The following is a 24,784-nucleotide window of genomic DNA, read 5'->3' as shown; positions in this document are numbered from 1 at the left end:
CCCTCCTTTGCATTAATGATCTCTTAAACTTCTTCCGGTTAAAGTCAGAAACACAGTTTCCAAATTTGGCGATTGCTCTTTAAGTGAACGGATTTCTACTTTGTCGTTAATGAGGCATTGAATGATGTCGTTTAAGTTGTTGACACTGACATCCGAACTGACTTTCATTAGGTTTTCCTCCATTTGGACAGCTTTTACGCCGCTAACGGCTTCGATTTTATTTAAATCGATCGTTTCCATCGGTTTGATTTCAATCCAAACATCTTTTGTATTGGTAATAATGGCTTTGAGCTGCTCTTTTGTTCCTTCAGCGATGATTTTGCCGTGATCGATAATCGCAATACGAGAGCAAATTTCTTCAACTTCCTCCATATAGTGGCTTGTATAAATAATCGTACATCCCATTTCATTCAATTTTTTTACAGAGTTTAAAATATAATTTCTTGATTGCGGATCGATTCCAACTGTTGGTTCATCCATAATGATGAGTTTTGGCCGGTGGGCGATCGCGCAAGCAATGTTTAATCGTCTTTTCATTCCGCCGGAGAAGCTTTTCGGATAGCTTTTATGTTTATCGCTTAACCCGACAAACTCTAATGCTTCTTCTACTTGCTTATGAAGTTGGGTACCGCGCAGTCCATAGAGACCTGCGAAAAATTTAACATTTTCGTATGTTGTCAAATCTTCATAAATCGCGATGTCTTGTGGAACGATACCGATATTTTTTTTGGCAAATCGGCTGTGCTTGTGTATATCTTTGCCAAGGATTTTAATTTCTCCAGAATTGGCACGCAAAAGCCCAGAGATCATGTTGATGGTCGTGCTTTTTCCAGCTCCGTTTGTCCCCAGAAATCCAAATATTTCCCCCTCTGCTACGGTTAAGGACATATTATCAACGGCGATAAAATCACCAAATTTTTTTGTCACGTTTTTTATTTCTAAAATGTTCATGATCTCACCTCTTTATTTTCAGTATGTTTTCAGTATAAAAAAGAAAATGAACTCATATAAGTGCATGAGTTCATTTCTTTAACATGAGAATATTCATATGTTACGTCTGAACTGGTTCATGTTTTTGGATAGGAAGAAGAGTGGTGACGGAAAAGCCGTTTGTACCATCGACAATGACCGTGCCATTGACGGAAGCGGCCCGTTCTTCCATGCCGATGATGCCAAGGCCTTTTTTGATTTTATCTGCTCCTTTTCCATTATCCTTGACTTCCATTTTAATAAGCGTATTTAGTACGTGTATCTCGATAGAAATAACGGTGGCGTTGGCATATTTCATAGCGTTAGTCAATGCTTCGGTCATGTTTTCATAAATAACTTTCCATTGAATGGGAGTGATGATCTCCAAATCACCTTTGCATACCAATGGGATGTGCCTATGGTGCTGTGCGGCCATCTCTTCGATGAATAATTTCACTCGGTTCACGCCCATTTGCTCAGAACGAGGCTTTATATGCTTTAATGTCGTTCGGATGTTTTCGATGCCATCTTTTGAAATGTGGATGGCGTTTTGCAGTAATTCCTTCGCTTTATAGCTGTTCGTATCAAGTAAACGTTTGGCCGCTTCCATTTGGATCAGAGCGCCAGTCATAGCATGCCCGATTTGATCGTGAAGCTGTTGAGCGAGCCGATTGCGTTCTTCTAATTGCAGCGTATATTGTGACTGTTTCATATATTCATAATAATCATTTAAGCTTTTGGTTAATCGGTGAATATCTTTTCTCATGGTGTCAAGGGCGCTTTCTAATTTTGCGGCTCTTTGTACGTACTGTTCAGTGATCGTTACGCTCATGAAATGAAAGGACGCTGCAAGAAAATAGGCAGGGTGCAGGCTGTGAGAAATCACGGCAAGCGGAAGCATAAGTAAAATCAATAGCACCCATTTTTTATTGATGTAAATGGAAAAAAATTCGTATAGATTCATTGGCAAAAGCAACATAAAGAAAGGATCAACTTGAAAACTCGCAGCTAAAATAAGAATCATGGATAGCCATATGCCACTGTATTTAAGTTGTGTTTTTTTAAAAAGATAAATGCTCATATTAATGGAGAGATAAGCGAGCGAAGTAAACACAAACCAAGCCGCATTGATATGATCTGAATATAAATAGCAAATGCAGATATAGCACCATAAAATGAATTTATTTAAAATCAGTAAAAGCTCCATTGCGATCCCTCAATAAATTTTTCCTGTCAAATAATAAATGGCGATTTGTGTGCGATGCTGCAATCCAGTTTTATCTAAAATCGAAGTAATATAATTGGCGATCGTTCCTTCCGATATAAAAAGCTGCTTCGCAATTTCTTTATTTGAAAGCCCCTTAGCAATGCACGCCATGATTTCCATTTCCCGATCTGTGAAAAGCGTTTTATCAATTTTTGGCTCCGGTTCTTTGTCGTTTGTTAAATTTAATTTGATTTTTTCCATAATCACATCTTGCATAATGGTATTTCCATTGTATACAGCTTTAATCGCTTCTCGTATGCGTTCAGGATCCGTATTTTTTAAAAAATACCCTTTTGCGCCGTTGCGGATGGCGTCCAAAATGTATTCGTCATCATCGAAAGTGGTAAGGATCAGAGGTTTTGTGTTTGTTTGCTCGCATATGAGTTTGGTTGCTTCGACTCCATTCATGTTCGGCATGCGCACGTCCAGTAGCGCAATATCGACAGAAAATTTTTGGCAGTATTCAACAGCTTCTTGGCCGTCGTTGACGGTTGCTAATACGTCAAACTCATCATAGGTACTTAATATAATTCGCATCCCTTCGCGAACAAATGAATTATCATCCGCAATGATGACTTTGATTGTTTGGGGCGTTTGCGTAACGGACACTTTCATGGATATTCATATCCTTTCTCTATATTATATTTTACGAAAAAATACAGAATGATAGGGCAGCACTCTGCTTCTTTCCTCGATCAAGAACGTGACGTTGTTCGAGAAGGGCATGCTAAAAATCTTCAGTCGGCCAGCAAACGGCTTGCTGACTACGATAGAAAAGCGAGGAATTAATAGGTTTTTATTGGATTTTCAACACGCCTAATCCTATTTCTTTTCGGTGTGATCGTATAAGTTCTCATGGGAAAATGGGTACCAAGAGGCAGGAACTGGTCCTCCTTGTGCCTTTATTTTTTATCTAATGAAGCCTCATATTTTAACGTTTGTATTTTTTAGCATGGAGATTGGGAGCGCTTTTGTAAAAAACGTTGTCTTTTTAGAACGGCTCTGTTTCATTCGATAGAAAATGTGTCCTTCTTGCTTTTTTATTATACAAAAGCTTCAGCTGAAAAACACATAAAAAAGAGCTTGCTCTGCAAGCCCCTCAGACTGTTGCCAAGCGGTTTCATCCTGTGTCACGGGCCTCGTCGTTCGTCTGCTCATGAACGTTTTTGTTCCGTTCATGGCCTCCACTCGGTTGCGTTTCTTGTCTGCCAAGCGCTTTCGTGAGACCTTCAATAAAGGATATGAAAATGGTTGTAGACAAAGTCAACATGGACTTTGTCTACAACATGCTTTTTTACAAATGATCGGTTTTTTTTGAGTATTCGTTTTTTCCCGCTTGTCGATTTTTTTCGTGAAGCATATTTTTCTCATGCTGTTTGGCGTTATTGTCTCGTGCTTTTTTATCATTATCGCTTGTATGAGCCATATGAAGCTTCTCCTCCTTTTTTAGAGGTTGTCTAGCGATAGTGTGAGCAACAAGAGAATGTTTTATGCTTCAATATATTCGTTTAAGAAAAAGAGGGCAAGTGTCCCAGGACCCGAATGTGAGCCGATGGCTGCTCCAATTTGGGAGATATAAAAGCGGGTACAGCCGAATTTGGCTTCAATTTGCCGCTTAAGTTCTAATGCGGTTTCCTCGTCATCGCCGTGGCTTATGCCGATGAGTTGCTTTTGCAAATCACTTCCGCGCTCTTCCATCAACTCAAGCATTCGCTTTAGCACTTTTTTGCGCCCGCGAATCTTTTCAAGCGGAATAAGTTTGCCGTTTTCTACGTGCAAGAGCGGCTTGATGTTTAAAAGGCCTCCGACAACAGCTGATGCCTTGCTGATTCGCCCGCCGCGCGCTAAAAATTCTAAGTTGTCAACCGTAAAGATGTGCTCCATTCGGCTACAATAAGCATCGATTGTTTCACATAGCTGCTCATAAGGCATTCCTTTTTGTGCGAGCTCACTTGCTTTCATGACCACAAGCCCTAGGCCAAGCGATGCGCATTTGGAATCAATAATCGTTAATTGAAAATCAGGATATTGTTCTAAAACTTCTTCGCGCATCATCATGGCGGTTTGATATGTACCCGACAACTCTGAGGAGAAAGCGATATAGAGAGCAGGGCGCCCGTCTTTAGCCAGCTCGGAAAATACTTCCTTTATTTTTTGTGGGCTTGTTTGGGATGTTTTTGCCACTTCCCCGTTGCGCATCGCCTCATACACCTGCTTTGGATCGATGGTGACGGCATCCTCATAGTCGCGGCCGCTTAAATGAACGATAAGAGGGAGCAAATAAATATGGCGCTCCTGCAAAAAAGAATATGGCAAATCACAACCGCTATCCGCTACAATATGAATCGACATTGTGTTCACCTTCTCACTATAAAATAAAAAATGATTTCGTCCTTATAAGTGTAACGAGTTAACAACAAAAATACAATTTCTCTTTTCTGATACGGAGTGATACGATGATTGGACTGCAGGTAAAAAAATTGGTGATCGTGTTAATGGATGCGCTGCTGAATGCGGCAGCGATGAATCTGTTTTTGATTCCGGCCAACGTTTATACGAGCGGTTTTGCTGGTATTGCTCAGCTTGCTTCAAAGCTTGTGGAAGATTATACTCCTTATCATCTTTCGACACGATTGCTCTTATTCCTGCTGAATATTCCTGTGGCCATTTTAGGGTGGAAAAAAATAGGGGAATCGTTTACGCTATACAGTTTTTTAGCGTAGCATTTATGTCGCTGTTTTTTAGAGGATCGAGAGTTTGCCTATAACTTGTTGAAGCCGCGGATCAACCCGCGGCTTCTTTAAAATGATTATAAATCGTTTAATTCATTCTGCAGTTGCCGCAGCTGTCTTTTTTCTGCCAAATTCGAATGAGTATAAGCAGAAGATAAAGCGTTTTTCGCTTTTTCAACCGTTTGTTCCTCTGTTGTTACTTTTGCAGTCATAACGGCTTTCTGAGCTTCTTGAAATAAACGGCTCCCCACAGTTAGTATCCTCCAAGGGAAGTTTCGATCGCTTCTTTTGCTTTTCGCTCTTCGGCTTCCGCATATGTCATGTGATAAGGGATTCTCTCATCATGTTTTTCCACAGCATCCGTGCTTTGCTGAATAAACCGCTTTGATTTATTTCGTTTACCCAAGACGCATTCCCCCTTGAAAATCAAGACGCATCGCTGCGTCGTTTATATTGTAACCGTGTTGGGGGAATGATAGTAAGGCAATTCGTTACAGCTTTAACAGCGATTTTAAATAAACAGCGATGCCGTCTTCCTCATTGGTTTTTGTCACATCATTGGCGATTTGTTTTAATGGTTCAATGGCATTTCCCATCGCGATGCCATATCCTGCCCATTGAATCATTTCAAGATCGTTGTCTTCATCCCCAAACGCGATGACGCGTTCTTGAGGGATTTGGAAATAGTTGCAAATTTGCTGCAATCCGAATGCTTTATGAACACCCGTACGAACAATTTCAATAATATGCCAAGGAGCAGCCCAACGGCGATGATGAAGCACATTGGCATGAACGGTGGATAAATAACGTTGCAGTTCATCGGCATGCTGTTCATCTGTATGAATAAGAACGCTCGTTGGATCAGCTTTTAACATGTTCCGCAAATCGCCAATTTCGATTTTGGGATTGCCCAATTTCACGAGATCCAACAGCTTTTCATCGTGGTCATGAAAATACACATCATCCATGACTTCCGCTAAAATGTTTTTGATGTGATATGTTTCGCTCACTTCAATAATTTCTTTAATGGTTTCCAGATTAAGCGGAGAGTGGCGTATTCCCCATGAGTCGTTTCTTGGATGATGCACAAAGGCCCCGTTAAAATTGACAATAGGTGTTGTTAAATGAAGCTCTTCATAATACATTTTGCTAGCGCGATAAGGTCTGCCAGTTGCTATGACAACGATATGACCAGCTTCTTTCGCGCGGAAAATAACCTGTTTAGTTAGCGGAGAGATCGTTTTGTCATCTTTTAACAATGTACCGTCTAAATCTAACGCAATTAAATATCGTTCCATAATAGCTCCTTTGTACATAGTTTTTGGATTTGGCATAAATGGATAAAGAGCTTACACAGATAGTGTAACTCTTTTCCAAAATTTTTGTCTACATGTTACACTAAAGGAAGAGAAAAAGTGTAAAGGAGTCTAAGTGGCTATGATTGTCATTAGAAATGAAGCGATTGCCGACATTCCTGTATTGCATGTGGTCAAGCAAGAGGCTCAGCAAGAAAAGCTGCCCCTTATCCTATTTGTGCACGGATTTACGAGCGCAAAAGAGCACAATCTTCATTTTGGTTATTTGCTGGCTGAGGCGGGATATCGGGTCATTTTGCCAGATGCGCTTTACCATGGAGAAAGAGCACAACGCCTCACAGACGAGCAGCTGCGATTATCCTTTTGGAATATTGTTCTGCGGACGATTGGCGATATAGAACAGATAAAAAATGAGCTCTGTTCTGGTGGTCTTGTACAGGAAGAGCGCATTGGCGTCGCCGGTACCTCAATGGGAGGAATCGTGACATTTGGCTCGCTTGCTGTGTATCCCTGGATTAAAGCCGCTGTTTCCTTAATGGGTAGTCCGTATTATCAAGCGTTTTTTGATGTTCAAATCGAAATGGTGAAAAATATGAAACGCAAGATTCCGTTGACAGATCAACAGCTGGAAAACGAGCGGCAGCGGCTGGCTCCGTACGATCTTTCGCTTCAGCCGGAGAAATTGCGCGGCCGCCCGCTCATGATGTGGCACGGGCAGCGAGATTCAGTGGTACCTTATCATTATACATATGAGTTTTATCAACAAATAAAACCTTTTTATGAGAACGGGAAGCTGAAATTTATTTCTGATGATGAGGCGGGACATAAAGTGACAAGAGCTGCGTTTTTGCAAACAGTTGATTGGTTCGCTCAGCATGTATGAGTCTCTCACCTACACGTCATTTCAAGCCGGGAGATTTCTCGATGGACATGGTCCATAAATCGTTTGGGGGTAGAGGTGTTCAGCTGCGTCAAGCACGGTTTTTTGTTTGATGGCGACCAGGAGAAGGACGAAAGGAAGTTTCCATATCATAAACATAGGGGCCGAAGACCAGGCCCCTTCATTCGCTTATATATTTACTTTTTTTGTATGTTTCGCTTTTTTTCTGGTAGCATTCAAAGCAATAGAGCATTTCTTGTTCCTCGCTGATGACACCGTTTAAAAATCCTGACAAGCAATGAATCGGTTTGCCGCACTTTGAGCAAAAGCCGACGAACTCTTCCAAGGGCCATTCCCCTTTCATGATCATTAAAAATTTTTGAAACATGTGGATAGGCAGTGCTTCGTCGAATGGGTCTAGCAGTTTTCGTGTATATATAATCTATTATAATATAAAGGAGGTTCGTTTTATGAGCTAATGACCGGAAAATTTATATATAAAAAGTTACATGAAACTGGGACGAACGGTCTATGGAAAATAGATGGTCGCTGGAAGCTCCTTGATTTGCCTCCAACCGTCCAAAAAATGAGAAATTTTGCTTTTGAATCGGCTATATATTCCATCTTTTTACTAAACATGAAAGTCGACTTAAAATGATGGAGTAAATGGGATTATATCAAAACGGATCTGTATGATCAGACAAAGCGGGGGATAGACGGTGGAACGGATGATCGGAGCGGTCTTGGCTGGAGGTCAATCGCGCCGCTTTGGCAGCCCTAAGGCGTTTGCCAAACGAAAGGATCAGTATTTTTTTCAAATCGCTGTCGATGCGCTGCATCCTTTTGTGAAAGAGGTGTATATTGTCAGCCATCCCGATCTTGTCGCACGTTTTGAGCGAATGGTGACAAACGAGAAGGTAGTGATGGATGAAGAGCGGTATCGCGGTCAAGGACCGCTTGCCGGCCTCTATACGGTTATGAAACAAACAGAAGCAGACTGGATATTTGTGCTTCCTTGTGACATGCCCTATATACAAAGCGACACAGTTGGCAGGATGGTATCATATGTTGATCATGCGTTTGATATTGTGGTCTCCACGCATTTTGGCCGGCTGCAACCATTGGTTGGCGCTTACCATCGCCGGACAATGAAGTGGATAGAACATATGCTGCAGCACGGCGACAACAGGATGAGATCGCTATTTGAACATTGCTCCGTTCGTTATGTCAATGAACAAGATTTTGGGGCAGAAGAGATCGTATTTCGGAATGTGAATGACTTAGATGAATATGCCGACATTGCAGCAGAATGAGAACAACGTTCGAAAGGGGAGAGCGTCACAAGTAAGGAAACTGAGCTGTAAGTGTGCAATCATAGCATGGTGTTAGGATCGACACATCATGCAAAGCTTTATTTTTTGCCTGAGCATGTTGGATGATGAAGATGAAGGATCGATGTTTTTTTCACGGCTGAATTTATCGATTTATGGTATACTTTCATGTAACATCCGCTTTTACAAACACAGCTGGCAAGCGCTTGTTGTTTAACATCATCCGCCGAGAAGTCTCCCATCTCTTAATGGAGGGGAGGAGTGGGAGGTTCATAAACATGATTGATCATCAAAACATGTTTATTCGATTTGAACATGCGGTTAAGAAAATATTTTATGATGAAAAGAGGAGGCACCATGAACCGAAATAAGCCGATAGTCGTTGATCGATGGGACCGGCCGCTGCGTGATTTGCGTATTTCTGTAATCGATCAATGCAATTTCCGTTGTGTTTATTGCATGCCGGCTGAAATTTTTGGTCCTCATTTTCGCTTTTTGCAGGAAGACGAGTTGCTGACGATGGATGAAATGGTGCTGGTTGCAGAAACCTTTGCCGAGTTAGGAGTAGAAAAAATCCGCATTACAGGCGGCGAGCCGCTGCTGCGGAAAGATTTGCCGCTGTTGGTTGAACGATTGGCCAATATCCCAGGTATCGGTGATATCGCTTTAACTACCAACGGAGTTCATTTAGTGAAAATGGCGAATCGATTAAAGGACGCAGGGCTTGGGAGAGTCAATGTCAGTTTGGATGCAATAGAGGATGAAATTTTTAAAAAAATGAACGGCGTCGGTGTTGGCGTTCAGCCTGTTTTGAAAGGAATCGCCGCGGCAAAAGAGGCGGGGCTGCTTGTGAAAGTAAATATGGTTGTAAAAAAAGGATGGAATGATTCCCAAGTCGTGCCAATGGCCAAGCATTTCAAAGCAGAAGGAATTCCTTTGCGGTTTATTGAATTTATGGATGTCGGGACATCAAATGGCTGGAATCTGTCACAAGTCATGACGAAAAAAGAAATATATGAACAAATTCAACAATGGCATCCGCTTGAGCCGATCGAACGGGCCTATTTTGGGGAAGTGGCGAGCCGATATCGTTACGTTGGAACGAATATAGAGGTAGGATTTATTTCTTCGGTCACCCAATCATTCTGCAGCAGTTGCACAAGAGCGCGGGTATCGGCGGACGGAGTATTGTATACTTGTTTGTTTGCCGCAAATGGAACGTCATTAAAGACATTGCTTCGTCAAGGGGCTGGTAAGAAAGCGTTAAAGCAGCTGGTAATGGAGACATGGACAAACAGAACGGATCGCTATTCAGATGAGCGTGCCCTGCAAGCAAATCAAGAACGGAAAAAAATTGAGATGTCCTATATCGGCGGATAGATTTTTAGTAAAAAAAGTGAGAGACATGATCGTGAAGGACCAATTCAACAGATTGGTCTTTTTTATTTGATTGAAAGAAGAGGAAGAATATCATCTGTACAAAAGTAAGGAAAGCGTGCAGAATCTTTATGAGACATGATAGAATCAGATAAACATACACTTATTGTGTCAGATTCGCTCGAATATGGGATGGGAGCTGTTACAAAATCCACGGTCGGAAGGGAAGATGATTTCTTGGGTCTTCAAGCGGCTTGTATATAAGAGAGTATAGAAGGTTTTTCATTCATTTTGTTAAAAGAATATACGATGTGGCGCGTTAGCAAGACGGATCGCTGTTTCCTATTTTATTTCTGCAGTTTGGCTGTATCGCTTTGAGCATCTAAAATAAATACAATTAAAAAACAGAAGATGGACCAGCGCTGTTACATGAAACAGCGATACCCATTTTATTGTGTACGGAATAAGTAAGGGGGATCGATGATGTTAGAAAAAAGAAATCCAATTCCTGTAGCGGAAGCGATTCAAAAAGTGATGCTTTATGCAAGAGAAGGAGAAAAAGAAAGGGTTCCGCTCACGGAGGCGTACGGGAGATATTTAGCGGAAGATCTTTATGCGGATCATGACGTTCCGCCGTTTGACCGCTCTCCATATGATGGATTTGCCATTCGAGCGGCCGATTCGGCACTTGCCAGCCTCGATCATCCTGTTGAGCTGGAAGTAATTGAAACGATCGGAGCGGGGCAAGTGGCCGCAAAAGCAGTAGCTGCATTTCAAGCGGTGCGAATTATGACAGGCGCGCCCATTCCTGATGGCTGCGACGCGGTAGTGATGCTAGAGCTAGCTAAGCAATATGAACGAAATAGAAAGACATATATATCGATTAAGCGTCCATTTCGTTCAGGGGATAACATTTCGTTCCAAGGAGAGGATGTTAAAAAAGGAGAAGTACTAGCGGAGAAGGGAACATTCATCAATCCTGGCGTGCAGGCGTTATTGGCTACGTTTGGCTATTCAGAGGTCAAAGTGGCTCAAAAACCGAAAATTGGGATTGCCGCAACAGGGAATGAATTATTGGATGTATCAGAGCCGCTTGTTCCTGGGAAAATCCGCAATAGCAATGCGTATATGATTCAGGCGCAAGTGCTTCGCAGCGGAGCCACTCCCGTTGATTTAGGAAAATTGCCGGATGATCCAGATCAATGTCTTGCCGCGATCGAACAGGCGCTTCCTGATGTGGATTTTCTGATTACAACAGGAGGAGTGTCTGTCGGCGATTATGATTATTTACCGGTGATTTATGAGCGGCTCGGCGCCGAAGTGTTATTTAATAAAGTAGCTATGCGTCCGGGAAGCGTAACGACGGTAGCCCAATTGGACGGCAAGCTGCTGTTTGGATTGTCGGGCAATCCGTCAGCGTGCTATGTCGGATATGAACTGTTCGTCCGCCCTGTTGTGCGTACAATGCTATATTCATCCACTCCGCATTTATACAAGACGAAAGCCATCCTATTAGAGGATTTCACGAAGCCTAATCCGTTTACTCGTTTTGTTAGAAGCTATGTAAGTGCTCAAGGAGGGCAGCTTTATGCTTCGCCGGTTGGGATGGATAAATCGAATATTGTGACCTCTCTTGCTAAAGCCAATGCGCTGACCGTACTTCCAGGAGGCACTCGCGGCTTTGTCAAGGGGGATCTTGTGGATGTTTGGCTGCTCGATAGCGAAGAGGGAAGCGCCCAATGAAGGTTTGGCAAGTGGTCGGCTATAAAAATAGCGGAAAAACGACACTGATAGAGAAATGGATTCAACTGGCAGTACAAGCAGGATATAAAGTGGGAGCAGTGAAGCATCATGGCCATGGGGGGCTGCCGGAGACGGGACAGACGTCAACCGATTCAAACCGCCATCTGCGGGCAGGAGCGCTGGCGGCAGCGGTAGAAGGAGGCGGAATGCTGCAGTTGCATGCGATTCATCCAGAGTGGACGTTATCAAAGATTTTACACATGTATTCTCTTTTTTCTCTCGACTTTGTCCTTATCGAAGGATATAAAGACGAACCATACCCTAAAATCATAATGATTCGAACACCTTCGGATTGGGAGCAGCTTGGCCATTTGCAAAATATTATCGGTGTCATTGCCTGGAAGAAGGATTTCGTCCCTTTCGATATACCGTATCCTCTGTTTTCTCTTGATGATGAACAGACCTATTTGCAATGGGTCATGAATGAGGTGGAAAAAGCGAGATGAATGAGACATTATTTATGGTTACTGATCAGCCGATTTTGATTGAAGACGTGGTGCGAAAGGTCGTTCGCCCTGAGGCGGGAGCGGTTGCCGTTTTTGTCGGGACCGTAAGAGAATTTACAAATGGAAAACGCACGCTATTTTTACAATATGAAGCCTATACCACGATGGCAGAAAAAATGCTCGAACGCATCGCTCAAGAAATTAAGGAACGTTGGCCGGAAGCCAAAACCGCGATTACCCATCGAATCGGCAAGCTCGACATTTCCGATGTGGCCGTTGTGATTGCCGTGTCGACGCCGCATCGAAAGGATGCCTATGAGGCCAATCAATACGCGATCGAAAGAATAAAACAAATCGTGCCGATCTGGAAAAAAGAATATTGGGAGGATGGCACACAATGGATTGGAAACCAGCTTGAAACGAAGGAATATCCAGATGGAAAGCCGAAGGAGGAGGATCTGGCGTGATCACGCTGCTTTTTTTCGCCTCTTTAAAAGAAGCGGTTGGGAATGGACAAATGAGCATAGAGTACGAACCGATCACAATTGAGCAATTAAAACGACAGATAGAAGTGAAATATGGGGTGAATTTGCAAAATGTGATGGTTGCGGTGAATGAAGAGTATGCCCAGGAGAATCAACGGTTGCAGCCGGGCGATGTAATTGCTTTTATTCCACCGGTTAGCGGAGGATAAAGATTGAAAGGCGTTCAAGGGAGACCTTGAACGCCTTTTTAATTAAAGGGGCATCTTGATTATTTTAATTTATTTATTTTCCTTACGGAAGTCATATGTATCCCTAATATTCATTTTTTTCCCATTTATAGATATGTGTTGATTATCAAGCCAGCTGACGTCATAATTTTCTCCTGGTAAAAGAAAAATATTTCGTCTAGATCGATTTTTCATATTTTCTATTTCACCAATATAAGAATAATCAGTATATCCTAGTATTCCTCCATTAAAATACACATTGATTCTTTTTGTATGATCTGGGGAATATATGACATCACACTTTTCCATTTTAGAAACATCGTAATCCGATACAGATTTGAATATAAATTGTGAAAAAACAACATAAACGATTCCAACTACTATAACCAAACTTAAAATTAACATTTTTTTGCTCAAGATTGGCTTACCTCCTTACTTTTTTAATAAAACCAAGAGGCATAACGCTTCTTGGTTTTATTTTGAGTAAAGATTACTACTAATGAGCATGGTACTTAATGCTATGCCCTATAGCGCTTGAACAGTTATGTGGGTTAGAGTTTATAGTTGATTTATAATATAGCAGCCCCTTGCAGTTTGTACTTGCAGTGTAATCGTTCCAACAGTTATATCTTATAAAAGCTCTATCACAGTCACTATCAACAAAATTTTTAATAGCCTGTGTTGATGTATGGTCTGCATAGTATGTCTGATTTCCTGAAGGTCCATTAAATCGGTTACAGTGTACATATGCTCCTACTCTTCCTTTTTCTCCGTCTTCATCTATTTGGATATCTCCACCTACATCTCCAGGTATTTGATTTGGTACGATCAACTCAATACCTGAATTTGTGTTATCTGATTTTTGGTTGTTGTTAATTACTTCAATATCAGGATTTATTCCACTTAGATTTCCATCCATAGCATCCATTAATTGTTTAAAATTCACTTCATATATCAAATCAGTGTTTATGATTCCCCCCTTTTTTAACTCTACCTCTTTTTCAACTTTAAGAGGACCTCTACTAAACGAAACTCGTATATTTTTGTTTGATTTTTCCTCTATTTTAAACTGAAAATTCCCTTTGGAGTCAACGTTTAAAAATCCGTTTTCTGTGACTCCTATACTTTCTTTATTCGCTGGGTAAAATCTCGTAATAACATTTGATGTTAGTCTAAAAAGTGGACACGGAGAACAGGGAGATGATAATCAACTTAATGACAATCGGTTCGAGGTGTCCAATCATGAAAAAGAGAACATTTGATCAAGAATACAAGATTCAAGCGGTTGAGTTATGCTTGGAGGGGGGGGGACAAGTGGCAAAAGAACTAGGTTTGGCTTACAACACTCTTCGCCGTTGGGTCAAAGAATACAAAGAAAGCAATGGCACAAGCTTTGTAGGTTCAGGCAACATCAAGCCACAAAATCAAGAAATCATCGAGCTACGCCGTCGCAATCATTTGGATTTATACAATATATTTAATCATTGCGGTTTCATCACAACAATCAAGCTTGGGGCAATTCACACAGTCAATCCATACTTTTTCAGGTAAAGTTTCTTTTTCAGCAATTTCAAATCCACATTTTTTAAAAAACTCAATCTGATAAGTAAAGGATATTAATCTTTTAACTCCAAGTCTAGATGCTTCATTTATAATATGGTTTACTAGCATGCGGCCTATTCCTTTACTCATATGATCTGGTGATACGACTAATGAACGTATCTCTCCAAGATCATGACCCAAAATATGTAATCCAGCAACTCCAACTATTTTGTTTTTCTCTTTTACGACATACATACACTGTAAATGCTGATATATTGATAATAACGAACGAGGTAAAACTAATCCTTTTTCGGCATATATTTGAATTAAAGCGTGTATATCTTTAACATCACTGGTAACTGCATTATAAATTTGCATAATTATCTCCTCATAATTGTATTATTTATAACCATAGAAATCTTTTTTATAAATATACAAAATTTATTTTTTATATGCAATTATAAATTTTTAAAGTACCCTATGAGAAGGGATAATTTAAGGTTGAGATCGATAAAAAGAAGTCCATCAAAAATGAAAAAAAGGGGCACTACTTTCTCTTAGTTCATTTTAAATCTATTTGGGTCATACCCACACTTTTCATGTTTTGACATGGGATCAATCTTAAATAATAAGGCTATAAACATAGAAAATAATGCATAGATCAACCAATTCACCCATATTAAATCGATAGACTTAAACTGTTCAAATAAAGAACCACCTATCAAGTTCCCAAATAAACTACCTATTCCTGTACCTAAGGAAACAAAACCTAGGTAGCTTCCAGCTAATCCAGGTGGGGATATATTACTGGTTAAGTCGTCAATAGTTGGTATTATCAGTATTTCCGAAATTGTAAAAAATATAATGAAAGTAAAAAAAGCATAGATCGAAGGAAAAATAGATAGGCTAAAAAATGCAAATGCCATTAGTATCATGCCGAAAGTCAATATCAATGATTGATTGAATTTTTTATTCATCCACTTTACCATTCTGTATTGTAATATTATTACTAAAAAACCATTTATAGAAAACAGCAAACTAACAAGTGAATCAGAATTAAACCTAGTGGTAAAATCTAATGGTATAGTAATATATACCTGTGAATAAAGTACCCAAAATCCACTATTTATAAGCATTAAAAATATAATTTTATAATCTTTTATTACCTTGTTTAACTGACTAACTATTTTCATATTTGAATTTATATTATTATGATTCTTGTCAACATACTTAAGAGCTAGAAGTAGAAATATAAAGTGGACTAAAGTAGCGCATAGGAAAACTATTTTAAATTCAAATTTATAAAGTAACCCTCCTAAAAGAGGGCCTATTGAAGCACCTATATTAACTGCTATACTTCGCAAAGCAAAGGCTTCAGATTTAACGGAATTAGGAACAGTTGCAATAATGGCTTTTGAAGCTGGAAAAAACAAAGCTCCCCCTATCCCTACAAAAATTGAAGAAATCACAAAAAACCATGAATTATTAGAAAAAGCAAAAGTCAAAAAGCCTATAATTCGTATTAACATTCCATAAATTAAACTGTTTTTAACCCCAAAACGGTCACTTAAAATTCCACCAAAAAAAGTAAAACCTTGTTGCGAAATTGTCAAAACTGTTAAAACTAATCCAATTTGAAATACACTTAGTCCTCTATAATTACTTAAGTACAAGCTTAAGAGAGGAATAGCCATAAAATAACCAATTCCAATCAGCAGAACACCAAAAAGAACAATTCTAACCTCCGTGCTTAACTTTTTTATAGAATCTTTCATCTACAATCACTCCACGATAAACTTTACATGTTCTTCAACTTGATTAATAATTTGGTTTAATTCATTTAATGTCTTGCATTTTATACTATAATAACCTAATCTTGACCAACTATTAGTCATTTGATGTATATTTTGTCCAACTTTTAAATTAATCTCATAATTTGTTATTTGAGGTAAAATATCAAATATCTCTAATCCCTCTATTTTTATTAAACGACCGGGTTTGGGATTGAAGTAACGAATTGCCGTGATATATTGATTTCTGGTTGGAGGGGGGGGAACCATTTTTTGTTGAAGCACTTTTAAAAATGCATCATTAATGTTAAAACCATAAGCCTGTTCAATTAAAACGGGGATATAGTCCCCTGGAGTTCTTGCAGCGCATTCGATTAACTTAGGTCCTTCACTAGACATTTTCCATTCCGAATGGAATAGTCCAGCTTTTACTTCTAATCCAGACAATAATTGTTCTTTAGCTGCAATTAACATGTTACTATCTTCCTCGGATATCGGGGCTGGGACGGTATGTCCGATTTCAACAAAATATTTTCCTTTGGTAGTTTCTTTATAAGTAATATTATGAAAAATTGACTTTCCTTCTGCCACGATTGTTTCTATAGATACTTCATAACCGTCAATATAATCTTCAACTATATATTCCCAATTAAAATCCCGATCAGCTATAAAAACATTTTCATCGGCTTCTATACATTCTTTCCAAGCACTTTCAATATCTTCAATAGTTTCTATACCAATAACACCTACAGATGCCCGACGGTTAGCCGGCTTTACCACTATCTTTGAACCTTTAAAAAAAGTTTCTACATCATGAATATTTTTTACTTTAGAAAAATTAGGATGAGGTATACCTAGATTTTTACATTCTTTCCGTAATTCATACTTGTTAGTACAAGCTTTAACGGCTCTTTCTCCAGGAGTCAATAAACCGATTTTTTCTGCAAACTTATATGCACCTCTAACGGCATAATCACTCCCAGGTACTACTACATCAAAGCCTACTTCCTTATGCCATCTAATAGCTTGTTCCATAAATCCCTCACTTTGTTGGTAATCTCCGTAACGTACTTCTTTCAGAATTTTATTATGATAAGGATTATTTTTAAATAATTTTTCCTCTTCTAGTAAAAAAACTTGGTAATCGGTGTCTGCTCGCTCTAATGACGAAATGAAAGTTTTATTAAGACCAATTAACAATACATTGACTTTCATTGAAATCCCCTCCAATTTAATAGATAATCTTTTCTCTTTACAAAAAAGTAAATTATTTTAAATAATTATATAGTTAATAGTAAATAACAAGAAAAATTAGACTATTTAATATGAAAAGGGGAGGAAAATATCTCCTCCTTAACTACCTAAAAAGTTATTTAATAATTTTTTCTTCATTCAACATCTAAAGAATGGAAACGCTCTCCTACCTCATTATGATATACTATAGGTACCTCAATTAATACAGGTTTATTTAATTTAATGGCTTTTTCTAAACTCAGTTCGAGTTCTGTTAAATTACTAGCATAGAATCCCTCACATCCGTTAGCTTTTGCTAGTTGGACAAAGTCCACTTTACCAAAATTAACAGCCGGAGGGTAAGTTTCTTGATGACCTAGACTTTGGTATAAACGTATTAACCCATTTGAATTATTATTTAACAAAACAATTACGATTGGTAAGTTATAACGAACTGCTGTTTCTAAATCTTGGCTGTTGGAATGAAACCCTCCGTCTCCACACACTAATATTACTAGTTCATCTCTGTTTGCCATTTTAGCAGCCATCGCTGCTGGTAGACCAAATCCAAAAGTAGAGCAACCTGCAGAAGTAATAAATCCGTTTGGTTTATTAATTTTACTAAAAAGTACTGCAAAATGACGGAAGAAACCAACATCACTCACTAGGGTGCCATTACCAAGTACTTTATTAATCTTTCCCATCACCTGATTTACAAGTAGACCTTCTGTATTTTCTGTTTGGTCTTCTAATAGTTCTTCAATTCTTTTGCGTACTCCGCTAATATCATGCGGTTTTTTTGGAGCGCATTCAATTAATGAGTTTTGTAAGTATTCCAAAGAATCTGAAATATTATTTACCACATTTACATTAGGTTTAAATTTTTGATAGGCTAAATTCGGGTAAGAAGCTATCCGAACTACTTTTTTTTCTTTTCCATGTTTCCACATGGATGGCCGCAAATCTTCGGCGTAATCATAGCCCACTGTTATAATAAGATCTACAGGGCCGAATATATTTTCTAAAGCATTATAGTTTAGTATTCCATCCATATAACCACTAATTGCCCCAAAATTAAGAGGATGGTCACTTGGTAAAACTCCTTTTGCAGTATAAGATGATACAATTGGAATCTGCAAAGATTCACTTAATTCTCGGATTTTATCTACACAATTAGCGCGAATAACAGTATTTCCTACTATAATTAGTGGATTATTGGATTCTTTAATCATCTTCACTACTTGATCTAAATTTTCTTTCCAATCATTTTGAACATATTCTTTTTTAGGTGATTTTACCGGGCGTTTACTTATTGAATCTATTACCTTCTCCGAAACATTCGTTTTTAAAATGTCAATTGGAATACTGATAAAAGTGGGACCCAGTTGTTCTGTCATAGAAGCCTCAAAAGCTTGATCAAGTATCGGAATAATATCATCAGGATTTGTTATTTCTGCTGCAAATTTTGCCATTGGTTTTATAATACTAACGTTATCTAAGCACTGATGGGTTTGATTATAAATTGCATCATTTGTCTCAGCTTGGGCAGCTAATGCAATAACTGGTGATCGGTCTAAACATGCCGAAGAGATGCCCGTTGCTAAGTTAGTTACCCCTGGGCCAATTGTAGACCAGCACACTTGAGGGTTACCAGTTAATCTGGCAAGTACATCAGCCATTATTCCAGCGGTAAATTCATGTCGAGTTAAAATAAAATCAATACCCTCTTGTTCATTAAAAAGAATGGATGATGCTTCACGACCCACAACACCAAATATATGTCGAATTCCCTTGTGATATAAATATTTTAGTAAACTTGATGCAACAGAATTTTTTGTATTATATAATATTGCATTATTCATCTAAATACCTCCTTTACGATTTTTTCTCTAAAGAAACAGTATTTAAGAACTCATAAATTAAATTAGATGCTAATAGTGACGTAATTCCATTGTTATCATAAGGAGGAGAAACTTCTACTAGATCAAATCCTACTACGTTAAGTGGTTTTAAACTACGTATTAATTGAATTATTTCTCGACTATCAAACCCGCCTGGAACAGGAGTACCAGTACCAGGTGCAAAAGCTGGATCCACTGCATCAATATCTAGTGATACATATACCGGTTCTTTACCAAGACCCTCAATATTTTTAATTACATCTGAAATACCTTTTTTGTTTATATCATCCATCATTAAAATCTTCATTCCACTCTGCAGTGCGTAGTCAAGGTCTGTAGAGGAAACAAATTGTCCACGGATGCCGATTTGTAGGGAGCGTGATGGATCAATTAGTCCCTCTTCAATAGCTCTTTTAAACGGAGTGCCATGATGGTATTCGGTACCATAAACACCATCATATGTATCAGAATGTGCATCAAATTGCACTAATCCAACCGGACCATACTTCTTAGCTACAGCTCTTAGGATACCTAAACTTATAGAATGATCTCCACCGATTACAACTGGAAAAACATTTTCATTTAAAATGGATTCTATTGTATCTTCGATTAATTTATAGGTTAATTCTATGTTGTAGGGGCTTGCATCGATATCTCCATAATCAGCAATCCTTAAACGTGAAAATAAATCGCTTTTTGAATAATAGCTATATCCACGTATGAGCGAAGAATAAGATCGTATCTCCCTAGGACCAAAACGTGTCCCAGGTCTATATGAAGTTCCACCATCATAAGGAACCCCAATAATAGCAACATCATAATTTTTAATGTCCCGAGAATGAGGTAATCTCATAAAAGTTGAAATTTGTGCATAGCGTGGAGAGATTCCCGCATCCATAGGCTTGAATTCTACCAATTATTCCTCCTCCTTATCTAAATTTATCATAATATTCATAACAGTTAATAAATATAACATAAAAACTCTTTTAGGTAAACATTGTTAGCAGAAAATTTAAATTAAAAATATAATAATTTTTATTTTTAATATTCAATATTGAATAAATATTTGTGTTGTTGTATATTATATTTCAGTTTATATAGGAAAAATGAGATTGTTAATTCAATAATATACCATAATTTCATAATGTGTTATAAAAGTGTAGTTATTAAAATATATAAAACCTAAATTTTAATAATTACATAATTTTCATATTATTTTTTACTAATCTAGGGAATGGGTATAGAAGGGAGATCGAATGTTGGAATACCAACAAAAACATCTTATATTACTAGAAAGTATGTTTTTTTCTACAGGTTTTGAGGCTTGTAAAATTGCGAAAGAACTGGGATATAAGGTTACATTAATTTGTCGAGATTTTAAACTTTATCTTAAAAATAAACCTTTAAATCAGCATCCACTTGGTTTAGCTGATTTCCATATTGAAACAGAAACGAATGATGCTAAAAGTCTTATTCAATTTCTTGGAAATTATTATGAAAAAAAACTATTTCATGGATTACTAACTTTCTCAGATTATTATGTTGATATTGCAGCGCAGGTAGCTACTTACTTTGGCTTTCTATCTCCTTCTCCAAAATCAGTTCAAATAGCACGAAATAAAGATTTAAGCCGTATATGCCTACTGGAAAAGAGTGTTCCCTCTGCAAAATTTCATATTGTAAAAAGTTTTGAAGAAGCTCTTAAGGCAGCAAAAGATATAGGCTATCCATGTGTTGTTAAGCCGACAGCAGAAACTAGCAGTTATGGTGTAGAATGTATATTCAATGATGAACAATTATTAAAAGCTTTTAACTTTGCAAATTCGATTATAATAAATGAACGTGGTCAGCGTCGTGAAGGTAAAGTGCTGATTGAAGAATATATGGTGGGAGAAGAAGTAAGTGTTGAAACTATATCAATAAATGGAGACTGTCATGTTTTAGGTATTACTTCTAAAGGATTGACAGGATGGCCAAACTTTGTTGAATGCGAGTTTAGCTTTCCTTATAAAATTCCAGAAAATACAAGAAATTCAGTTATAGATGTTGTTAAATCTGCATTAAATGCAATAGGATATTTCCACGGTCCTTGTCATACGGAAATTAAATTAACAAAAGAAGGACCTAAAGTAGTAGAAATTAACCCTCGTTTAGGAGGACGATTTATTTCGAAAATGATTTCAGATTCTTTAGGTATTGACCCTATAAAAGAAGTAATAAAATTAGCTATGGGAGATTCAGTTGATTTACTACCTAAACGTAATATTGGTACAGCTTGGTCTGCCATTACTGCACCTTCTACGGGATTTTTAAAAGAAATAAAAGGAAAAGAGGAAGTGCTAAAATCTTCAGGTGTTGAAATATTTATACTTAATGCAAAAATTGGTGATTTTGTTCGCAAGCCTACTAATAATGGAGATACTATTGGCTATATCTATACTTTAGGAAAAGATGCAGCCGATGCCAGAGATAATCTAAAAAAAGCTAGGGAAAAACTCCAATTAATTATTTCAAGTTAGAGAATATTTAAGGAGGGATTTTAAAAGTGGAAATTATTAACCCACTGAAAAATAATAATCAGGAGATTTTGTCAATGTATTTACCAAAAGGATTTTACACTTGCTCTAAAAATTTAGGAATAAAAGACGAAACACTTGATTTTACTGTTATATATTCTACGACACTCGCTACGGCTGCTGCTATGTTTACACAAAGCCGTTTTTGTGGTGCACCTATCCCAATTGGAAGAAAAAACGTTGCTAATGGACGATTACAATGTTTTGTAATTAATAGTAAGAATGCTAATGTGGCTACAGGTGAAGAAGGAATTGCAAATGTAAAAGAGATAATTCAACTTATCGGAGAAGAATTAAATATTTCTCCAGAAGATATTCTCCCTTCATCAACAGGTGTAATCGGCCGACAATTACCAATGGAAAAGATTAGGAAGGGGATCAAAGACCTTAAAAACCAGATGATTCAGGGGGGATTTGAGAAAGCTGCTGAAGCTATCATGACCACTGATACCTACCCAAAAATGAGGGTTTGTAAGGTAGGAAGTGCTACATTAGTTGGCATAGCTAAAGGATCCGGAATGATTGAACCAAACATGGCTACCTTGCTTGCTTATTTTGTAACAGATGCAAAAATCCCTTCAGATACGTTAAAAGAATTTCTTGAAGAAGCAGTAAATAAATCCTTTAATATGGTAAGTATCGATACTGACACAAGTACAAGTGATACTGTTGCTATTATGGCTAATGGTTTAGCAGGTAAAGTAAACTTTGACGATTTTAGAACAGCGTTAACAAATATGGCTATAGAACTTGCTAAGGAAATTGCCCGAGATGGTGAAGGTGCTACCAAATTACTTGAAGTTATTGTAGAGGAAGCATCTAGCTTCGCTCAAGCTAAAAAAGTTGGAAAAAAAATCGTAAATTCTCCACTTGTAAAAACAGCTATATTTGGAACTGACCCTAACTGGGGACGTATAGCAATGGCGATTGGTAAATGTGAGGAAGAAGTAGAAATCTCACCTGAAAAAGTTTCGATATTTTTTGGTACTATACCTGTTTACAAAGGAAAACCGGTAAATGACCTAGATTTGGAACAAATTAGAAAATATTTGCAGATATCGGAAATTACAATCCGAGTATCTCTTGGTTTAGGAAAAGATACAGCGACCGTTTGGGGGTGTGATCTTTCCTACGACTACGTTCGAATAAATGGTGAATATACAACTTAACTATCTAAAAAACTAAAGAAAGAAGGGATTTTTGTGGTACGTTGTACAGGTTTTGGTTTGATTGTAAGCCCTGACCGACATAATGAGGTAGTTGAATGGCCTTTTGCTGTTCAGGGAATCAATAGTACACGATTTGAACGGATAGAAAACTTGGAATACTCTAGTGTAATCCGAGGAGAAGAAAATTGTGTCAAAACGGCCTATATGATTGAAGAAGACATAGCCATATGGATGATAGGTGAAGTTTATAATAGAGAGTCTATTTGGAATACTATAATTGGTGAAGAAAAAAACTCAAGTGATTTAGATGTAGATTTATTATTAAATTTAATTAGATTATATGGGACAACAGCTTTACGACTTGTAAATGGTCGTTTCGCTGCAGTTATTCGTTTTAGGGATCGTTTACTTTTAGTTACTGATCACGCCGGGACAATACCTTTATATTTCCATATATCCAAAAATTCTATCTATGTAGCAACTGAGGCTAAAGCCCTTATTCTTGGTGGGAATCTTTCTCCTGGACTTCGCAAATTTGAGGATCGAATTTTTGAACAAAATATGATTGAAACAATTTTTAAAGGTATTAATCGCGTACCAATCGGATCTATTATTGAGATTAATCTTCGGACGTTTGAGATGAAAAAAGAACATCACTGGAGAATGCCTTCTGAAAGGCTAGTAATATCAGAAGAAAAGGCTTGTCACTTGTTATATGAAACGCTCGACAAAGCGGTAGAATTTCAGAAAGGAGAAAATGATTCAGTAGGTGTTATTCTTTCGGGTGGGATTGATTCCAGCGCTATTACAAGTTTAATTGCTCCTAAGGTTACAAAACTATATACATTTTCTATAGGAACTGAGTCAGCAAATGAATTTGAATACGCTAAATTTGTAGCAGATAGATATCAAACAGATCATCATGAGTTTTTAATCAGGGAAGAAGAATTTTTAGAAAAACTACCGCATGTAGTATGGGCTGCTGAGGTCCCACATGCAGAATTTATTGAATATTTAACACCAGTATATATAACTTATCAACATGCTCGCTCATTTACTAACCGTATTCTTACTGGATATGGATCAGATATTTTGTTTGGAGGTATGTTAGATCCCCACATGTCAATAGAAGAGTTGGATAATTATATACAACAGGATGTACTATCAATCGATGGTTCCAACGAGTTTACTCATACTATAGGTTTAGTTCATGGAATTTGGACAACCCATCCATACTGGGATCGCGAATTTTTGAGAATAACGCTACAATTAGACCCTAGATTAAAGAACTTACATGGAATAGAGAAATATATTCTTCGTAAAAGTTTTGAATCCTTTCTACCACAACGTAATGTGTGGCGTAAAAAAATTGGAGTTCATCAATCTACAGGAACTGAAAATGCCTTTACCAAATGGGTAAATGAAAATATTAGAGGTAACGAACCTCTTGCAGTAAGGAAAAATAAAATAATTTATAATCTACTCCAAACTCTGTATGTAGAGGGTGCAAATCCTGACGAAATTAACATAAACAATTTCACGAAATAGAAATTTAAATTTTTTGATAGAGAATGAGTGGTACCGTCGAGAATTTTGTGTAATGTAAGATAGATAGGGTATCTCTGGAATAGATTCAGAATAGGTAGAGAACCGGTTTTCTCCAAACAGGATACTGAATATTCAGTTGATGTTAGTCTAAAAGTGGACACGGAGAACAGGGAGATGATAATCAACTTAATG

Annotated in this window: 26 protein-coding genes and 1 pseudogene; 12 read left to right on the top strand and 15 right to left on the bottom strand. The window is 37.9% G+C overall.

Features of this window, described 5'->3' with window-relative positions:
• Positions 1-12: 12 nt before the first annotated feature.
• From GGQ95_RS08890 to fakB, 5 genes are all read right to left on the bottom strand, one after another.
• Complete coding sequence (locus GGQ95_RS08890) at positions 13-951, bottom strand: ABC transporter ATP-binding protein (RefSeq protein WP_080860579.1); 939 nt, start codon at positions 949-951, stop codon at positions 13-15.
• 100 nt (positions 952-1,051) lie between these two features.
• Positions 1,052-2,176, bottom strand: a complete 1,125-nt coding sequence (locus GGQ95_RS08885; protein ID WP_183186633.1) for a sensor histidine kinase — start codon at positions 2,174-2,176, stop codon at positions 1,052-1,054.
• A 9-nt stretch (positions 2,177-2,185) separates the two neighbouring features.
• Positions 2,186-2,851, bottom strand: a complete 666-nt coding sequence (locus tag GGQ95_RS08880; RefSeq protein ID WP_183186632.1) for a response regulator transcription factor — start codon at positions 2,849-2,851, stop codon at positions 2,186-2,188.
• 679 nt (positions 2,852-3,530) lie between these two features.
• On the bottom strand, positions 3,531-3,662 hold the full coding sequence (locus GGQ95_RS08875) for a DUF3941 domain-containing protein (protein WP_082741658.1): 132 nt from the start codon (positions 3,660-3,662) through the stop codon (positions 3,531-3,533).
• Positions 3,663-3,724: 62 nt separating this feature from the next.
• Positions 3,725-4,588: a DegV family protein gene (gene fakB, locus GGQ95_RS08870; RefSeq protein ID WP_066148244.1), complete on the bottom strand. Its 864-nt coding sequence runs from the start codon at positions 4,586-4,588 to the stop codon at positions 3,725-3,727.
• A 104-nt stretch (positions 4,589-4,692) separates the two neighbouring features.
• Here fakB and GGQ95_RS08865 point away from each other — a divergent pair.
• A pseudogene (locus tag GGQ95_RS08865) lies at positions 4,693-4,956 on the top strand (YitT family protein); the annotation flags it as partial.
• Positions 4,957-5,045: 89 nt separating this feature from the next.
• On the opposite strand, the gene GGQ95_RS08860 reads toward GGQ95_RS08865, so the two are convergent.
• The 3 genes from GGQ95_RS08860 to GGQ95_RS08850 form a co-directional block, all read right to left on the bottom strand.
• The gene (locus tag GGQ95_RS08860; RefSeq protein WP_082741659.1) at positions 5,046-5,219 is read right to left on the bottom strand and encodes a DUF3813 domain-containing protein; all 174 of its coding nucleotides are present in this window, start codon (positions 5,217-5,219) and stop codon (positions 5,046-5,048) included.
• Positions 5,220-5,221: 2 nt separating this feature from the next.
• Complete coding sequence (locus GGQ95_RS08855) at positions 5,222-5,374, bottom strand: hypothetical protein (protein ID WP_172798648.1); 153 nt, start codon at positions 5,372-5,374, stop codon at positions 5,222-5,224.
• Positions 5,375-5,459: 85 nt separating this feature from the next.
• Entirely contained in the window at positions 5,460-6,266 is an 807-nt protein-coding gene (locus GGQ95_RS08850; protein ID WP_066148248.1) for a Cof-type HAD-IIB family hydrolase, read from the bottom strand.
• Positions 6,267-6,405: 139 nt separating this feature from the next.
• Between GGQ95_RS08850 and yjfP the strand changes: the two genes are divergently transcribed.
• The 7 genes from yjfP (at position 6,406) to moaD (ending at position 12,815) form a co-directional block, all read left to right on the top strand.
• The gene (gene yjfP / locus GGQ95_RS08845; protein WP_080860592.1) at positions 6,406-7,167 is read left to right on the top strand and encodes an esterase; all 762 of its coding nucleotides are present in this window, start codon (positions 6,406-6,408) and stop codon (positions 7,165-7,167) included.
• A gap of 725 nt (positions 7,168-7,892) precedes the next feature.
• Positions 7,893-8,477, top strand: coding sequence for a molybdenum cofactor guanylyltransferase (mobA, locus tag GGQ95_RS08840; RefSeq protein WP_066148377.1), 585 nt, complete (start codon positions 7,893-7,895; stop codon positions 8,475-8,477).
• 375 nt (positions 8,478-8,852) lie between these two features.
• The gene (moaA, locus tag GGQ95_RS08835; RefSeq protein WP_066148253.1) at positions 8,853-9,875 is read left to right on the top strand and encodes a GTP 3',8-cyclase MoaA; all 1,023 of its coding nucleotides are present in this window, start codon (positions 8,853-8,855) and stop codon (positions 9,873-9,875) included.
• A 480-nt stretch (positions 9,876-10,355) separates the two neighbouring features.
• Positions 10,356-11,615 (top strand): molybdopterin molybdotransferase MoeA, encoded by a 1,260-nt coding sequence (locus tag GGQ95_RS08830; RefSeq protein WP_183186631.1) that lies wholly within the window; start codon positions 10,356-10,358, stop codon positions 11,613-11,615.
• Entirely contained in the window at positions 11,612-12,121 is a 510-nt protein-coding gene (gene mobB, locus GGQ95_RS08825; RefSeq protein WP_183186630.1) for a molybdopterin-guanine dinucleotide biosynthesis protein B, read from the top strand. Before GGQ95_RS08830 ends, mobB begins: the two co-directional genes overlap by 4 nt.
• Positions 12,118-12,588 (top strand): molybdenum cofactor biosynthesis protein MoaE, encoded by a 471-nt coding sequence (locus GGQ95_RS08820; RefSeq protein ID WP_080860597.1) that lies wholly within the window; start codon positions 12,118-12,120, stop codon positions 12,586-12,588. Before mobB ends, GGQ95_RS08820 begins: the two co-directional genes overlap by 4 nt.
• A complete protein-coding gene (gene moaD / locus GGQ95_RS08815) occupies positions 12,585-12,815 on the top strand; it encodes a molybdopterin converting factor subunit 1 (protein WP_066148258.1) in 231 nt (76 codons plus the stop codon). Before GGQ95_RS08820 ends, moaD begins: the two co-directional genes overlap by 4 nt.
• 69 nt (positions 12,816-12,884) lie before the next feature.
• Here moaD and GGQ95_RS08810 read toward each other — a convergent pair whose 3' ends face one another.
• Together GGQ95_RS08810 and GGQ95_RS08805 are read right to left on the bottom strand one after the other, a co-directional pair.
• Positions 12,885-13,250: a DUF5412 family protein gene (locus GGQ95_RS08810; RefSeq protein WP_183186629.1), complete on the bottom strand. Its 366-nt coding sequence runs from the start codon at positions 13,248-13,250 to the stop codon at positions 12,885-12,887.
• A gap of 79 nt (positions 13,251-13,329) precedes the next feature.
• Complete coding sequence (locus GGQ95_RS08805; protein ID WP_183186628.1) at positions 13,330-13,779, bottom strand: hypothetical protein; 450 nt, start codon at positions 13,777-13,779, stop codon at positions 13,330-13,332.
• 254 nt (positions 13,780-14,033) lie between these two features.
• On the opposite strand from GGQ95_RS08805, the gene GGQ95_RS18835 reads away from it, so the two are divergent.
• Positions 14,034-14,384 carry a transposase gene (locus tag GGQ95_RS18835; protein ID WP_376768708.1) on the top strand — a complete coding sequence of 117 codons (351 nt, stop codon included), beginning with the start codon at positions 14,034-14,036 and terminating at the stop codon, positions 14,382-14,384.
• On the opposite strand, the gene GGQ95_RS08795 is transcribed toward GGQ95_RS18835, so the two are convergent.
• The 5 genes from GGQ95_RS08795 to speB all read right to left on the bottom strand — a co-directional run bounded on the left by GGQ95_RS08795 (position 14,298) and on the right by speB (position 20,215).
• Positions 14,298-14,753, bottom strand: coding sequence for an N-acetyltransferase (locus GGQ95_RS08795; protein ID WP_183186626.1), 456 nt, complete (start codon positions 14,751-14,753; stop codon positions 14,298-14,300). The two genes, GGQ95_RS18835 and GGQ95_RS08795, sit on opposite strands and share 87 nt — an antisense overlap.
• Before the next feature lie 179 nt (positions 14,754-14,932).
• Complete coding sequence (locus GGQ95_RS08790) at positions 14,933-16,150, bottom strand: MDR family MFS transporter (protein WP_183186625.1); 1,218 nt, start codon at positions 16,148-16,150, stop codon at positions 14,933-14,935.
• Positions 16,151-16,156: 6 nt separating this feature from the next.
• Positions 16,157-17,380 carry an ATP-grasp domain-containing protein gene (locus tag GGQ95_RS08785; RefSeq protein ID WP_183186624.1) on the bottom strand — a complete coding sequence of 408 codons (1,224 nt, stop codon included), beginning with the start codon at positions 17,378-17,380 and terminating at the stop codon, positions 16,157-16,159.
• 173 nt (positions 17,381-17,553) lie between these two features.
• On the bottom strand, positions 17,554-19,260 hold the full coding sequence (locus GGQ95_RS08780; RefSeq protein ID WP_183186623.1) for a thiamine pyrophosphate-binding protein: 1,707 nt from the start codon (positions 19,258-19,260) through the stop codon (positions 17,554-17,556).
• A 13-nt stretch (positions 19,261-19,273) separates the two neighbouring features.
• On the bottom strand, positions 19,274-20,215 hold the full coding sequence (speB, locus tag GGQ95_RS08775) for an agmatinase (protein ID WP_183186622.1): 942 nt from the start codon (positions 20,213-20,215) through the stop codon (positions 19,274-19,276).
• Between the two features lie 340 nt (positions 20,216-20,555).
• On the opposite strand from speB, the gene GGQ95_RS08770 reads away from it, so the two are divergent.
• Genes GGQ95_RS08770 through GGQ95_RS08760 form a run of 3 tightly spaced genes read left to right on the top strand, consistent with a single transcriptional unit; the run spans position 20,556 to position 24,592 of the window.
• Positions 20,556-21,818, top strand: a complete 1,263-nt coding sequence (locus GGQ95_RS08770) for an ATP-grasp domain-containing protein (RefSeq protein WP_183186621.1) — start codon at positions 20,556-20,558, stop codon at positions 21,816-21,818.
• 26 nt (positions 21,819-21,844) lie between these two features.
• Positions 21,845-23,044 carry a bifunctional glutamate N-acetyltransferase/amino-acid acetyltransferase ArgJ gene (argJ, locus tag GGQ95_RS08765; RefSeq protein WP_240371513.1) on the top strand — a complete coding sequence of 400 codons (1,200 nt, stop codon included), beginning with the start codon at positions 21,845-21,847 and terminating at the stop codon, positions 23,042-23,044.
• A gap of 33 nt (positions 23,045-23,077) precedes the next feature.
• Entirely contained in the window at positions 23,078-24,592 is a 1,515-nt protein-coding gene (locus tag GGQ95_RS08760; protein WP_183186620.1) for an asparagine synthase-related protein, read from the top strand.
• Positions 24,593-24,784: the final 192 nt, after the last annotated feature.

Origin of the sequence: Anoxybacteroides rupiense, from assembly GCF_014196195.1 — a bacterium.
Lineage (GTDB): Bacteria > Bacillota > Bacilli > Bacillales > Anoxybacillaceae > Anoxybacteroides > Anoxybacteroides rupiense.
Note: the sequence above shows the minus strand (reverse complement) of the source record. Positions and strands in the feature narration are given on the sequence as shown.